11 protein-coding genes are annotated in these 14,824 nt (G+C 25.1%); 4 read left to right on the forward strand and 7 right to left on the reverse strand.

All coding sequences use genetic code 4. The features are described from left to right. Positions 1 to 14: 14 nt before the first annotated feature. The 3 genes from ACJA28_RS02665 to ACJA28_RS02675 form a co-directional block, all read right to left on the reverse strand. Positions 15 to 2,612, reverse strand: a complete 2,598-nt coding sequence (locus ACJA28_RS02665) for a DUF885 family protein (protein ID WP_022935588.1) — start codon at positions 2,610 to 2,612, stop codon at positions 15 to 17. A 264-nt stretch (positions 2,613 to 2,876) separates the two neighbouring features. Then, positions 2,877 to 5,033, reverse strand: a complete 2,157-nt coding sequence (locus ACJA28_RS02670; RefSeq protein WP_022935587.1) for an AAA family ATPase — start codon at positions 5,031 to 5,033, stop codon at positions 2,877 to 2,879. Positions 5,034 to 5,116: 83 nt separating this feature from the next. Next, positions 5,117 to 5,881 carry a hypothetical protein gene (locus ACJA28_RS02675; protein WP_022935586.1) on the reverse strand — a complete coding sequence of 255 codons (765 nt, stop codon included), beginning with the start codon at positions 5,879 to 5,881 and terminating at the stop codon, positions 5,117 to 5,119. 59 nt (positions 5,882 to 5,940) lie between these two features. Between ACJA28_RS02675 and cdd the strand changes: the two genes are divergently transcribed. Together cdd and era are read left to right on the forward strand one after the other, a co-directional pair. Beyond that, a complete protein-coding gene (gene cdd / locus ACJA28_RS02680; protein WP_022935585.1) occupies positions 5,941 to 6,360 on the forward strand; it encodes a cytidine deaminase in 420 nt (139 codons plus the stop codon). After that, positions 6,360 to 7,235, forward strand: a complete 876-nt coding sequence (gene era, locus ACJA28_RS02685) for a GTPase Era (protein ID WP_022935584.1) — start codon at positions 6,360 to 6,362, stop codon at positions 7,233 to 7,235. Before cdd ends, era begins: the two co-directional genes overlap by 1 nt. On the opposite strand, the gene ACJA28_RS02690 is transcribed toward era, so the two are convergent. Beyond that, positions 7,232 to 7,948 (reverse strand): TrkA family potassium uptake protein, encoded by a 717-nt coding sequence (locus ACJA28_RS02690; protein WP_022935583.1) that lies wholly within the window; start codon positions 7,946 to 7,948, stop codon positions 7,232 to 7,234. The two genes, era and ACJA28_RS02690, sit on opposite strands and share 4 nt — an antisense overlap. A 95-nt stretch (positions 7,949 to 8,043) precedes the next feature. Here ACJA28_RS02690 and ACJA28_RS02695 point away from each other — a divergent pair, with 95 nt between their 5' ends. Both ACJA28_RS02695 and ACJA28_RS02700 read left to right on the forward strand, forming a co-directional pair. Then, positions 8,044 to 9,579: a potassium transporter TrkG gene (locus tag ACJA28_RS02695; RefSeq protein ID WP_022935582.1), complete on the forward strand. Its 1,536-nt coding sequence runs from the start codon at positions 8,044 to 8,046 to the stop codon at positions 9,577 to 9,579. Positions 9,580 to 9,797: 218 nt separating this feature from the next. Continuing rightward, a complete protein-coding gene (locus tag ACJA28_RS02700) occupies positions 9,798 to 11,354 on the forward strand; it encodes an NCS2 family permease (RefSeq protein WP_022935581.1) in 1,557 nt (518 codons plus the stop codon). Positions 11,355 to 11,388: 34 nt separating this feature from the next. On the opposite strand, the gene ACJA28_RS02705 is transcribed toward ACJA28_RS02700, so the two are convergent. Genes ACJA28_RS02705 through ACJA28_RS02715 form a run of 3 tightly spaced genes read right to left on the reverse strand, consistent with a single transcriptional unit; the run spans position 11,389 to position 14,815 of the window. After that, the gene (locus ACJA28_RS02705; protein WP_022935580.1) at positions 11,389 to 13,464 is read right to left on the reverse strand and encodes a hypothetical protein; all 2,076 of its coding nucleotides are present in this window, start codon (positions 13,462 to 13,464) and stop codon (positions 11,389 to 11,391) included. Next, on the reverse strand, positions 13,454 to 14,011 hold the full coding sequence (locus ACJA28_RS02710) for an inorganic diphosphatase (RefSeq protein WP_022935579.1): 558 nt from the start codon (positions 14,009 to 14,011) through the stop codon (positions 13,454 to 13,456). Before ACJA28_RS02710 ends, ACJA28_RS02705 begins: the two co-directional genes overlap by 11 nt. 42 nt (positions 14,012 to 14,053) lie before the next feature. Next, positions 14,054 to 14,815 (reverse strand): MIP/aquaporin family protein, encoded by a 762-nt coding sequence (locus ACJA28_RS02715; RefSeq protein WP_022935578.1) that lies wholly within the window; start codon positions 14,813 to 14,815, stop codon positions 14,054 to 14,056. Positions 14,816 to 14,824: the final 9 nt, after the last annotated feature.

Below are 14,824 nucleotides of genomic sequence, written 5' to 3' on the forward strand. Positions count from 1 at the left end.
ACATATCTAAATAATTAATATATTTTATAAGCTGAATTAATAGTTTTTTTCAGAACTTCTAAGGGTATTTCTCCGTTTCTTAACATTAAATCAAATAATTTTTTGCTCTCATTTGAATTATTATTTAAATTTCCTTTTATGTTTTGAACTGCATTATATAAATCATTAAAAATAATTTTTCCTAACATATAACCAGTTGCTTGTGATGGCATTACCATATATCTTATTGACTCAGAATTAATATCTCCTATAGAAAGAGCAGAATTTTTTTTCATAAAATCTCTTACTTGTTTTATTGATGCTCCAAAAGGTAAATCATTTTCTTGAGCCACATTATTATTGTCATTATTATAATGAAAAGCAGTATCTACAGCTAATCTAATATTTCTTAATTGAGCTTCATTTAAAAAGCCATAATATTGAAGCATATTTGCTAATTGAATGGAATTTTTCAATTTCTCAACACTATTATCTTCACCTATTGCATTTTTGTAATATACACCATTATGAAATAATTTCATTTCATTTGTTAAATTAACTAATTTTTCATGATCTTTTTCAACATTTGAATCATATTTAGGTACTGAACCTTTAGCATTTAAAAAATTTTGTGGCATTCTTGTAATTGGATCTAAATTAGAGCCATAAATTTCTAATTCATTAGCATATCATTCAGAAAAAACTGCTCAACCTTCATGAAATGAATCATTTACAAAAGTATATCCAGGACCTGAATTATTTTTACCTTCGCCACCTTTTAAATATTTTGTTCAATAAGCATTTTGAGTATGATGTCCCATTTTACCTTCATGTGTTATTAATGAAGAAATAGATCATTTAGGTAGTGAATAGTAAGGGTCGCAATTATATTGAAATTGGTTTGAACCTCTAGGTCCTTCCATACCAACACCAATATCTTCTCTTATGGTGTAATTGTAAGGAGATAAAACATAATCTGGAATATTATTAAACATTTCATTATATATAGGATCAGAAATATTTTTAAAATCTTGATAAGCCAAAAACGAAGAAACAGCACCAGCTAAAGCCTCATTTCCACTAACTGTTCCTGTGTTATCTCCATTAATAGTTTTTTTATCTTTTCAATAAGATTCATAACCTTGCTGAGTAATAATTTCTTTATATTTTTTCAATTTATCTGAATTAGGATTATTTCAAAAATAATTAATATAACTATCTAAGTTATTATTTTCCAAAACTTCACGACCAAAGAAAAAATCTTCTTGATTTAATCACATATTAAACTTTTCAAAATCATTGGTTCCAATAATATTAACCAAACGAGCTGATTGAGGCCCAATTCCATCTTCGTCATAGTAAATTTTATTACTTAAATTGCCTTCAATAATATTTTTAGCTTTTTGAGCTATTAAGTCCATATTATTTTTTCCTTGAGTTGTTAAATGAATTCCTTTTTGATAAATTTCATCAGCAGCAACATTAATAGAATTATTATTTACTAACATTTGTTGATAAACATCATTTGCATCTTTAACAAAAATAGAATTTTCTAAATTTTTTAATTTCATAAATCCAATGCCAATTTTTTCAGTATTCAAATCATCATTCGTTAAACCTACACCATATACCTTTTGATTATCGACAATTAAAGTTTTCTCAATTTCGTTATTAGATGTTTTTGATAATTTTAAATAATTGTTTTCCCCAGAAGCAATTTGTTTTCCAAATGAAGAAGAATGAGCATAATAAACTCCTGAATAAAAAATCATAAATTTATCTAAACTATTTTTCAAATTTTGAATAGCATCAAAAATTTCATTTTTTTCTTCATTATTTAAATAATTTAATTTATTAATTGTATTTCTTAAATCACTAAAATAATCATTTTCAACTTTTGTAGAAACTAATTTTTTAATTGTAATTTCATCATTAGATGATTTAATAAATGATTTTATTTCATTTAAATAAAATGTTTGCAACAATTGATTGATTAATAATTTTTTAGCAATCGAGCTAGGCATAAATCCATATTTATTAGCTCCATAATTAATTATCATGTAATATTGATTAATAATATCACTTGTTTGATTAATTTTATTTTTTAAATTAAAAACCAAGTCTTTATCTGGTATGGCATTAATATCAGGATCTCCAGTTTCAGGGTTTAAAGGATAAATATTAATTCCTTGCTTTAAATAGTCTCTAATTCAATTTGATGATGTTGATAAAATCCTATCACCTTTCAAAGGATTAGCACCTAAAAATAATATTCCACTTCTAATGTTATTGATTTTATTTTGCCATTGAAAAATATAAGAATTTAATCAAATATTTTCGTCTTGATTCAAATTGTTTTGAGCTTGATAATTATTTAATGCACTAATCGCATTGGTAGAATTAATAATTAAATTGTCCAATGAAGTTTCAATTCCATAAGCACCATAAATAGGTAAACCAGCAGAGTTTTGATAAATATAATTTTTCTCATTATCCAAGTATTCTTGATTTAAAGCGATTAAATTATTTATGTGATTTTTGTTGCTACAAGATGTAACTAAAGGGGGAATTAAAAAAATAGATGATAAAGAAAAAAGAGAGCTCAAAGCTATTAATTTAATATTTTTTGTCATTTATAAATACCTTTCTTTTAAACTATTAAATCTAAATCGTTTTATAAATAAAGGTTTAGCAATAATAGATATACCTATAACAAATACAATGTTGTAGATATACTTATATTTTAAAACTAATTACACTTTTCATTCAATGTTAATTATTTTGTAAACGAAAATTTGATAACTTTTGAATCTTTAATAAATATTTAAAAAAGCATAAAACATATAATGTATTTTTAAAGTAAATAAAAAGCTGTTTATATCAGCTTTATTGATACTTTAATTTAATAAATCTTCTTTTAATCTAATATTACCCATTTTATCACATGTAATTTCGTATGTTTCTTCTTTAACCATTTCATTTGAAATTATTTTTTTAGCTATAAATGATTCAATATCATTTTTAATTAGACGATTAATTGGTCTTGCTCCAAATATTTTGTTATACCCTTTTTCTTTAACATATTTGTTTATTTCTTTCGAAAAAATAATGTTGATATCTTGATTTTCAAAAACTCTTTTTGATAATTTATCAAGTTCTTTTTCAATAATTTTTTCAATGACTTTTTCATCTAAAGGATTGAAAATAATTATTTCATCAATTCGATTAATAAACTCTGGCCTAAATACTTTTTGCATTTCTTGGATTACTTTTTCGGTTGCTTTAGGATTTTCTAAAATTAAATTAGATCCAATATTAGAAGTCATAATAATAATAGTATTTTTAAAATTAATTTCTTTACCTTTTGAATCTTTTAATATTCCATCATCAAGAATTTGTAGAAGAATATTTAATACATCCGGATGTGCTTTTTCAATTTCATCAAACAAAATAACACTATAGGGATTTTGTCTTACTTTATCTGATAGCTGTGACATTTCACCATATCCTACATATCCTGGAGGAGAACCAATTAATTTAGAAATCGAATGCGCTTCCATAAATTCAGACATATCAATTCTAATCATTTGCTTTTCACTATCAAATAAAGAATAAGCTAATGATTTTGCAAGTTCTGTTTTTCCAACACCAGTTGGTCCTAAAAACATAAAAGAACCAATTGGACGATTAGGATCATTAATATTTGCTTTTGATCTTAAAATAGTTTCGGCAACTAGTTTTGTCGCTTGTTCTTGACCTACAACTCTTTTATTTAAATCATTTTCAAGATTTAATAATTTTTGAGTTTCAGTTTCAACTAATTTAGAAACAGGTATTTTTGTTCATTTAGAAACAATTTCTGCAATTTCATTTTCTCCTACACTATCGCGAACTAATGAATTTTCAGAATTTTTTGAATCCTTTTCTAATTTAGAAATTTCTTTTTCTAATTCAGGAATACTTTTATATAAAAGCTCTGAAGCTTTTTCATAATTGGATTCATTTTGAAATTGAATTAATCTTTGTTTCATTAATTCTAATTGAAATTTTTTGTTTGATAATTCTTCAACTGCTTTTTTTTCTGTTTTTCATTTTTTGCTTATTTCATTAATTTGATCATTGATTGATTTTAATTTAGGTTCAATCTCTTTTAAACGGGCTTGATTTTTTGAAGATTTATCTTCATTATCTTCTTTTGTTAAAGCAATTTTTTCCATTTCTAAGGCCATTTTCTTTTGTTCAAGTTTTTCCAAAATTTCTGGTTTAGAATTCATAATTGTTTTTAAAGTGGCTGCTGCTTCGTCGACTAAATCGATTGCTTTATCTGGTAAAAAACGATCAGAAATAAATCTTGAAGACATTTTAGCTGCTGCTATTATTGCGCTATCTTCGATTTTTATTCCATGAAAGGATTCAAAACGGTCTTTAATACCTCTCATAATTGTGATAGTATCATCAATTGTTGGTTCAGCAACATCTACTTTTTGCATTCTTCTTTCTAAAGCCGCATCTGTTTCAATATATTTTTTATATTCATCATATGTTGTTGCACCAATTAGCATCATTTCTCCACGAGCCAACATTGGTTTTAAAATATTAGCAACATCCATTGAAGAACCAGCTGCATTTTTACCAGTACCAACAATCATATGAATTTCATCAATAAAAACAATTACTTTCCCGTTAGATTCTTTAATTTGTTTAGTAAGATTTTTAAGTCTTTCTTCAAATTGACCTTGAAAAGAAGCGCCCGCAAACATCATTGCAATATCGATTTCAATTAACTCTTTGTCCTTTAAATTTTCAGGAACATCACCAAGAGCAATTTTTTTTGCTAAACCTTCAACAATTGCTGTCTTACCAACTCCAGGTTCTCCTACTAAAACAGGATTATTTTTAGTTTTTCTTGATAATATTCTAATCACTCTTCTTATTTCATCATCACGACCAATAATTGGTTCAAGTTTATTTTTAAATGCTAATTCGGTTAAATTTTTTCCATATTTTTTTAAAGAATCAACATTTTGTTCGTTAGGTGTAAAACTAAAGTCCATAATTACCTCCTTTATTTGTTATTTTTATTAAATAACACTATAATTAATTATAGCACTTTAATAGTTAGAGTGCTAAATTTATTTTAAAATGGTAATTCTTTTGTGATTAAGTATTTGTCCAATTGAATGTTATAAATTATTTTAAAAACAATAAAAATAACTATTCCAGAAATAGGACAAAAAATAATTAAACCTGTATTAAAAAATATTTTTAATCCTAAATTTGATGTTGGAAAACACATAATTCTATTGTTAAAATCCAAAAATTGATACATTTTTAAATTTTCTATTTGGTTATCATTATTTGTAAAAGTAATTGAATAATAAATAATCATTGTGCTTATGTAAAAAAACATTAAATATAATGATCCAATAATTAAAGCATTTCAGTTTAAATAAATGTCTTTTCTCACTCATAATAACATCAAAAATGAAATAAGTGGAAATTCAAAATGTGAAGCTAACGTTTTGTATGAATTATACGGATCTTTATTAATAGAATCTCATCTAAATCTTGTTAAACCAAAAGCATTAAAAACCATATAAGCTACTGAACAAAAAAATAAGGTCTTAAAAAACTGATTTTCTTTATATAAAAAATAAAATGAACCAGTAAAACTAACTAACAATATTACGTGAGTTGTCATAAAGAAAAACTCATAAGGTGGAAAATATTTTCTTAGAGCATCGTAGTCAACAGAGTTATTTGTATAATACTTGGGTCTTCAATTGGTTAAATGATCATATAAAGTTCAACCAACAAATTGAGCAAAAATTAAAATACTAATTATCGAGATAAAATAATCCCTATGATTATTGATTCATTTAAATATCTTTTTAATTTTCATTAAGTTTTAATAATAACATTTAAGAGATAATTTTGTAAAATAATTAATTATACGTTTTTATGAATGACCAAAATAGCAAATTTATTGAACAACTAAATAATTTAGCCAAAAAAGCTTATGTCCCTTATTCTCATTTTCGTGTTGTTGCTTATTTTGAAAATAATGATGGATCTTTTTTTAGTGGTATAAATATTGAAAATGTAGCCTATCCTAATTCCATGTGTGCTGAAAGAGTTGGACTAGTTTCAGCTATCAATAATAATTTATCTCTAAATAATTTAAAAATAATCCATATTTATTCACCTGATTCAAAAGATTATTTATCACCTTGTGGCGGATGCAGACAAAGTTTAAGTGAACATATAAATGATAATGTTGAAATTAGAATGTATAAAAATAATGGTGAATATATTTCAAAAAAATTTAATGAACTTTTTCCTTTATCAATAAAACCAGAAAACATTAAAGGTGAAAATTAATGAAAATTTGTTGAGTAGCAATTATTGGGCGACCCAATGTTGGCAAATCAACTTTACTAAATAACATTATCCAATATGACTTATCCATTATTTCCCCAAAACCACAAACAACTAGAGATCAGATTTTAGGAATTTATAATGATAGGGAATATCAAATTATTTTTTTAGATACTCCAGGAATTCATAAACCACAATCAAAATTTGGTAATCAATTAAATAAAAAAGCATTCGAATCTTTAGATGAAGTAGATTTAATTCTATTTTTACAACCAATGGATCAGCAAATTTCTAAAGGTGATTTACTAATTTTAGAAAAAATTAAAGATTACAAAAATAAAATCGCTATCATAACAAAGAAAGATTTGTTAAAAAATAATAGTGACATGAATAATAAAATAATTGAATTAAATAAATATGTATTTAATGCAATCATTCCAATTTCACAAAATGATAGAAAATCAATTGACAATGTAATTGAAGAAATAAAAAAATATACTTATACAGATGTTCAATTATATGAAAGCGATTTTATAACTGATCGTAGCGAACTTTTTATTTCTAAAGAAATTATTCGCTTAGCAACAATTGAAAATTTAAGTGATGAATTACCACATTCAATTGCTATAGAAATTTATCAATACAATATCGATGAAAAAGAAGCAATTAGAAATATCGAGGCAATTATTTATTGTAAAAAAGAATCACAAAAAGGAATTATTATTGGCAAAAATGGAAATATGATCAAAAAAATAGGTACTAAAGCAAGAAAATTAATTTCACAAAAATTTGATTCTAAAGTTAACTTAAAACTTTTAGTAAAAGTCAATAAAGATTGAATCAATAACGAAAAACAATTAAAAAAATTTGATTATTAATATTTTCTTCATTTTGTTCTCTTCGTAACATCAGAGTTATTTTCGTTTAGTATACCAAAAAATTTTGTGACATCACTTGTTTTACCTACAATCATTAATTCATCACCTAAATTAAATGTTAAGTTAGCTGAAGGCAAAAAAGTTTCATTACCTCTTTTGATTAAAACTAAAGTAACACCTAATTTGTTAAATTTAAGTGATTTAAGTTCAACGTTAATTAATTTACTATTTAGTAATTGTGATGAACCAATAACAAAACCATTACCAAGTTCTGTTAATGATTTTGAAAACTTAATAAAATTTGAATTAGCTGCAATTAAGGCAGTTCTAATACCAGATTCTACTTCTGGTCTAATAATTAAATCAACACCAATTTGTTTTAAAACACGAGCATTACGTGTTGAAGAAGCACGAGCAATAATATGTTCAATATTAAGTTCTAATAAAACAGCAACAATTTCGATGTTATTTGGTGTTGCAACAATTATTGTTTCAATTTCTTCAATTCCAATTGATTGTAATGTATTAATGTCAGTTGCATCTGTGTTAATTAAAGTAACTAAAGGATAATTTGAATATTTAGATAATTGTTTTTCATCCATATCTATTGCTAATACTGGAATGTTTTGTTCAATTAATTCATCAATAATTGCTGTACCAAATCTACCAACACCAATAACACAAATATTGTTTTTTCTCTTCTTACTTACCATAATAAACCTTATATAATAATAACAATCTAATAGAAAATATGTTAAAAATTATAACGTTAAAGATAGATAAAACATATAATTTATAATTTTGAAATATGCCAGCAAGAAGAAAAGTTAATAATATATTTAAAAATTTCAAGAAATTTTTTTTAAATATTTCTAATTTACAAATAATTTTGATAACTTATTTAGTTGTTGTACTTTTAGGAACTTGTTTTTTATTACTTCCAATCTCACAAAAACCAGGAGTAAACATTTCTTTTATTGACATTTTATTTACAGTCGCTTCAGCTTTTAGTGATACTGGATTAACTACCAGAGTTACTGTTGAAACTTGGACTGATTTTGGACAAGCAGTTATTGCGATTTTAATTCTAATTGGAGGAATCGGAATATTTGCTCTTAAAGTTTGAATAATTAATGTTATTTTTAGAAAATCAATTTCGATAACATCTAGAAATATTCTGGAGAAAGAACGATCTTCATCAAAAACTAGCGATCTTAAAAAAACAATTAAAATATCCGTTACCTTTTTGTTTATAACTATCTTAGTTGCAACGTTTATTCTTTGATTAATTTTTTATTTTGAAAAAGGTAATTTTATATTACAAGAAGTAAGTGATAAAGAAGGAGTAATTAAAGTAAGAGATTTCTCACAATATGATCCTCATGGAAATGTTTTATTGTCATTTAAAGCAGCTGTTTTCCATTCAATTAGTGCGATTAATAATGCAGGATTTGATATTCTATCTGATGCCTCATTAAGTCCATATTATAGTGTTTATTCTATTCAAATAGTTTTTATAATTTTATTAGTTATTGGGGGGGTAGGTTTCCCTGTAATTTACGATGTCTTACAATATATTTCTCATAAAATAAGAAAAAGAACTGATTTTCATTTTTCATTATTTACAAAAATAAGTTGTGTTTCTTATTTATTAGTATTTTTAACAGGTTTAATTTTAACTTTTATTTTTGAACTCACAAATTCAAATCCAATGAATCTTTGAAATAATAACAATCCTGAGTTAGGTTCAAAAGGTGATCGTATTATGTGTATGGTTTTCCATGTATTTTCAACAAGAAATGCAGGTTTTACCACTTTAGACACTAATATAACTACATTTTTAGACTCAACACTAATTATTTTTGCAATTATGATGTTTATTGGTTCTGCACCTTCTTCAACAGCTGGAGGAATTAGAACAACAACTCTTGCAATAATTATTGTCGCAATTTGAAATAGAATTAGAGGAATTAATGAGGTAAGAATGTTTAGAAGAAAAATTAGTCAAGATAATGTATTTTCTTCTTTTATAGTTCTTGCAATTTCAATCTTTATAATTTTATTATCATCATTAATTTGCTTTACTTCTTTAGATACAATGTGAGGCTCTGCTTCAAGTAAAGAGTTGACATTTGCCGATATTTTTTATGATGTTTGTTCAGCTTTTGGTACTACAGGTTTATCAACAGGATTAACTTCTTCTCTAAATACAGGGTCAAAATTAACTTTAATTTTAACTATGTTTATTGGTCAATTAGGAATATCTTCAACAATTTTAGTTTGAAGAAAAAATAACTTTAAAAATAACTATTCATATATTGAAGAAGATATTATTATTGGCTAGATCTAAATATTATTAAAAAAAATGAACGATTTTTTTAAAAAGAACAAATTAATTTTTTCTATCATTAATGAATATAAACATAACTTCAAATTTGTGTTTTTCAAAATAAAAAAGAACTATAATATGAACGTACAATAATCTAACGTTGTTAGTTTAGTTGTTTAAAACGTTGTTTTAAATTAAATAACTTGTAAAATTTTGTACAGATAAGGTTTCATATGAAGACAAAAGAATCAACTTTTGTCAATAGATTTAGGAAATACTTTAAATTTGATACTTATGAAGCAATTTTTAGAAAAGAAATAATTGGTGGATTATCTACTTTTATTGCTATGGCTTACATTTTAGCTGTTAATCCAGCAATGGTAAGCAGTGCTAATGGTGCAGGTGAAAATATTGAAGGTGGTTTATTTTTATCAACAGCCATATCAGCTTTTTGTGCAACAATGTTTATGGGATTATATGCTAGAATCCCTGTATCATTAGCTCCAGGTATGGGGCTTAATGCTTTTTTTACTTATAATATAGCTTCGCAAATCGGTTTTAACTCGGCACTATCTGTTACTATTCTTTCCGGTGTTTTGTATTTTATTGTTGTAATGACACCAGCAAGAGAAAAAATTTCACAAATAATGCCAACAAACTTAAAACTAGCAATTGGTGCAAGTATTGGTTTTTTTATCGCTTTTTTAGGGTTACAAGATTCTCAAATTATTGTAAAAGATGTTGCTCTTGTTTCTGGTTTAGGAAATTTCACAAATCCTTTGGTGATTACTGCTCTTATTTTATTGTTTGTGGCTTTAATATTGCATTATTCTAAAATTCCAGGTGCAATAATAATCACAATGTTATTAGGTGGAATTATTCTTCTTCCAATGATTGCAACTGGCTTTATTAAAGGTGTGGATCCTCAATCAATAAATCCAATGCACGAAGGATATAAAGGATTTTCATCTTTTCCAGAAGTAGCATCAGCTGCTTGAAAAGGATTCATAAGTCCTGAAATGTGAAAAAATCCAATAACATATATTGGGGCACTTTCATTCTTATATATGGATTTTTTTGATACAACAGGAACATTAATCTCAATTGATAAAACATTAAATTTAACTGAAAAAGATCCTAAATGGATGTCAAGAGCTAATTTAGTAGATGCCATTGGAACAATTGGAGGGGCTTCAATTGGTTCAACAACAGTTACAGCTTTTGTTGAATCAACGGTTGGTATATCAGCAGGAGCTAGAACTGGAGTTGCAGCAATTTTTTCTGGGTTATTATTTGGTTTAAGTATTGCTTTATGGCCAGTAATTCAAATTTTCATGCCTGTTGATGTTATTAATATTGTAGATGGCAAAACTATCATAGCTAGCTATAAACCTATTACCGGTCCAATCTTATTTTTAGTTGGAACAATGATGATTAGTCAAATTAAACATTTTGAATGAGAAATTATTATTGATATTCCAACATTATTTATGACAATTATGTTTATGATGTTAGCAAACTCAATTGCTTATGGAATCGCTTTTGGTACTATAACATTTGTTATTTTAAATGCTTCTTTAGGAATATTTCAATACTTATTTAAAAAGAATAAAAAAATTGTTAATTCTATGGAAATTCCAACAACAATTGTAAGTGGAACCAAAATCAAAACAAGAGAATTTTATTATTTAAAAAGAATTAATATTGCTCTAATATTTATTTCAATTATATCAATTGCTTATATCATTCTACAACAAGGTATTTCTCATTTAGATTGATTTAAAAGTTAATAAAACAAATCCCCTATCAAAACGGGATTTTTTATTAACCTAAATATTTGACAGTTATTTGTACTTTCGGAAATTCTGTTTGAATCGTTCCAGTTTGAATATTAATATAAGGTATGACATAAGTATATCCATTTTCGCTGGTGCTTACTAAATTAGTTGCTACAAGTTTTGTACTAAACTCTTTTTTTGTATTAACATCAACAATAATTGGACTCTTAACAAAATTAAAATTTAAATCATATTTTTTCAATAATTTCTTAATATTTTCTCTATCTTTTTCGGCTGTATTTTTAATAATAAACTCTTTTATTTCTTCTTTTAATAATTGAGGAACCTTAGAATCATCATAAGCACATTCATTAATTAAATCTTCAAAATAGCTATATGGTTGCCCTTTTATTTCAATAATAATATTATTGTTTTTTTCTAGGTAATCATAAATAATTCAAGAATTTTCAATATCTTCTGTCAAAAATTTTCCAATTTGTATAAAACTTTCTCTTATAGCACTTGTATAATCTCCACTGCCATCAATTTTTTCTGGAGGTAAAACATCAATAAAATGATTTACACTATTAACTTCTATTTCTATTTGCAAAATAAAATTAATTGATAATACGCCATTTATATCATTTGAATTTAGAAGCGAATTAGAATCAACCTTAAATTGAAAATTATTTTTTTTCCCATTAGCTAGACCATATGAAAAAGATAAATATCCACCTTTTTCAACTATACCAGGAAATAATTCTTTAATATTTGTATTTTGTAATAATCAATTGTTATTAACCTGACTGGTAGAATTTTGGATAAATGATGAGGGTTTAATTTTATAATGTTCATTAGATTTATCGTTTAATTCTAAGGTTCTTAACAAACTGTATACTTTAAAAACATTATCTATTTGATAATAATCTTTATCTTCTGGTGATGTGGGATTCTGATTTACAAGTTGTAACATTTTATTAAATGTTGTAGATTTAAGTGGATTTTGTGGTTTTATTACATAAGAAGAAAATTTATCAATAATTGTTCAATTAATTGTTAAATTACCATTAATATCATTTGCAGTAGTAGAAATTTCTAATTTATATCAAGAAGCATTTTGGTCATTAATAATTTTTAAGGCGTTAGATAGTTTCTCAGATTCTTTAATTTGAATAATTGCATTGTAAAATTGTTTTATTTTTTCTATTGAATTTATTCCTGAAGATAGAAAAGGAATTTTTTTATCATTTGTTAATGTATTTAAATCAAATGTTCCTGATAAAGATTCATAAATTTGTTTAACTTCTTTATCTCTCTCAATTTTACGAGCAAAATTTTCAACTATTACTTTTGAATTACTTTCTTCCCCTAAATAAAAAGGCAAATTAGTTACCTTATTTATAATGGATAAAGTAATAGTTATTTTCCCTTCTAAATCATTAAAGTCAATTTTTTGAACTGATTTAAAAATATCAGAAGCATCTATATTTACTTTAGCTGATTCGATTTGAATATTATCTAACCTTAAATAAGATGGTAGGACATTTGAGTATTTATCGATAGATAAAATTTCATTAGTATCAGTATTTTTAATTACAATTTTACCATCTGAATTATTTTTTCAATTCTGATATACGTTCTGAATTTTTAGTTTATTCTCTTCACTTAAATTTTTAACATTTTTTATTATTTTTGTTTTGTATATACTGTTAGTTGGATTTAATGAAAATGTTTTATCTTTTGAATTTTTCATTTGCATTTGCATTTCAATATTAATTGAATTTTGATTATTTTCATTGTATTTTTCAATTTTAAAACGATAATCATATGCATCTGATAATTGAGGTAATGAAATATAATTGTTGATTTCATCTAAAGATAAATAAATTTGATTATTTTCAGCAAAATTAAAATTTTCAAAATATAAATTATTTTGTATTTCTTCTTTAACAATCGATTGATAAAAAAACAAATATTGTTGATCAATATCTTGTTGATTTAATTTTGATATATCATCGTTTGATGAACACGAAATAGTTGTTAACATTATTGGAGAAACACAAACTAATGTTGAACTAATTCACAATTTTTTAAAATATTTTTTTTGTAAATTAAATTTCATATTTTTCAGGATGTTTTTTCTTCATTTTTTCAATAAATTCTATTTTTGGTAAATGACCATAATCTTTCATTAATTTAAAACATTCTTCATATTCTTTTCATGCTCAATCAACATTCTCAAATCCAGGAACTTTTGTAATCCCTTCTCTCTTTCAATTTTTATATGTAGAAAAAAAAGTTTCAATCTCATTCAATCATTCGTTTGGTAAATCTTCTAATTTATTGATTAAATCTAAACGATAATCATTATGATGAACAGCAATTAACTTTGTGTCTGTCTCTCCATCATCAATCATTCTCATCGCTCCAACAATTCTAGCTTCTACTTCAACACCTGGAATAAATGGCTCTTTTGAATAAACCAAAACGTCCAATTCATCTCCATCTCAATCTAATGCATTTTCAATAAACCCATAATTAGCTGGATAAATAAACCCATCCCTTAAAATTCTATCTACTTTCATTTTTTTAGATTCTCTATCAAATTCGTATTTAATATTTGATCCTTTTGGTATTTCAATAGTAACGTTAATAACTTTAGCTGACATAATGTCTAAATTATAACAAATAATATTATTTAGAAAATATCCTTAAAATGACAAGGAAACTAAACCAAATAAAATTCCTGCTAATAAAGGTGCAATAACTGGAATTCACGAATAAGATCAATTTGCTGATATTAATTTGTTATTTGTTGTTGTTCTTAATATTTGATAAACAATTCTAGGACCCAAATCACGGGCAGGATTAATAGCAAAACCTGTAACCGACCCTAATGAAGCTCCTATTCCTAAAATTGTTGTTGTTACTATAAAAATATTAGATGTTGTATTTCCTACATATACATTATTAATAATCATGATAATAGCAATCAAAATTGAGGTTCCAATTAATTCATAAAAAAAGTTGCTAATCATTGATTTTTTATCTTCGAAAACAGGATTTGTACACGAAGAATTTCTTGTTAAATCTTTTTTAGGCTCATTTTGAATTTCACTTTTAATAAAATTCCAATTTAGTCCATAAAGTAATGCTTGAGCAACTATAGCTCCTAAAAATTGTGTTGGAATATACGCTATTGGATCTCATGTTTTAAAATTTATAGCAAAATAAAGTGATACTGCTGGATTAATATGTCCAGGAGATCCTATGGCGTTGGCTACAAACGCTCCGACAAAAACTGCAACTGCTCAACCAAAAATAACAGTAATTCATTTATTGCCTTGATTTGCAAACATTTTACGATGTGTTACCGAAAAACAAACACCATTGCCTAATAAAATCAAGAGTAAAGATCCAGTAAATTCACCCATAATTTGCAATCATAGAGGAGCGTTAGAAACTAAAAACATAAACTTTCC

It is taken from the genome of Mesomycoplasma moatsii (assembly GCF_045276915.1).
In the GTDB taxonomy this organism is placed as follows: domain Bacteria; phylum Bacillota_I; class Bacilli_A; order Mycoplasmatales; family Metamycoplasmataceae; genus UBA710.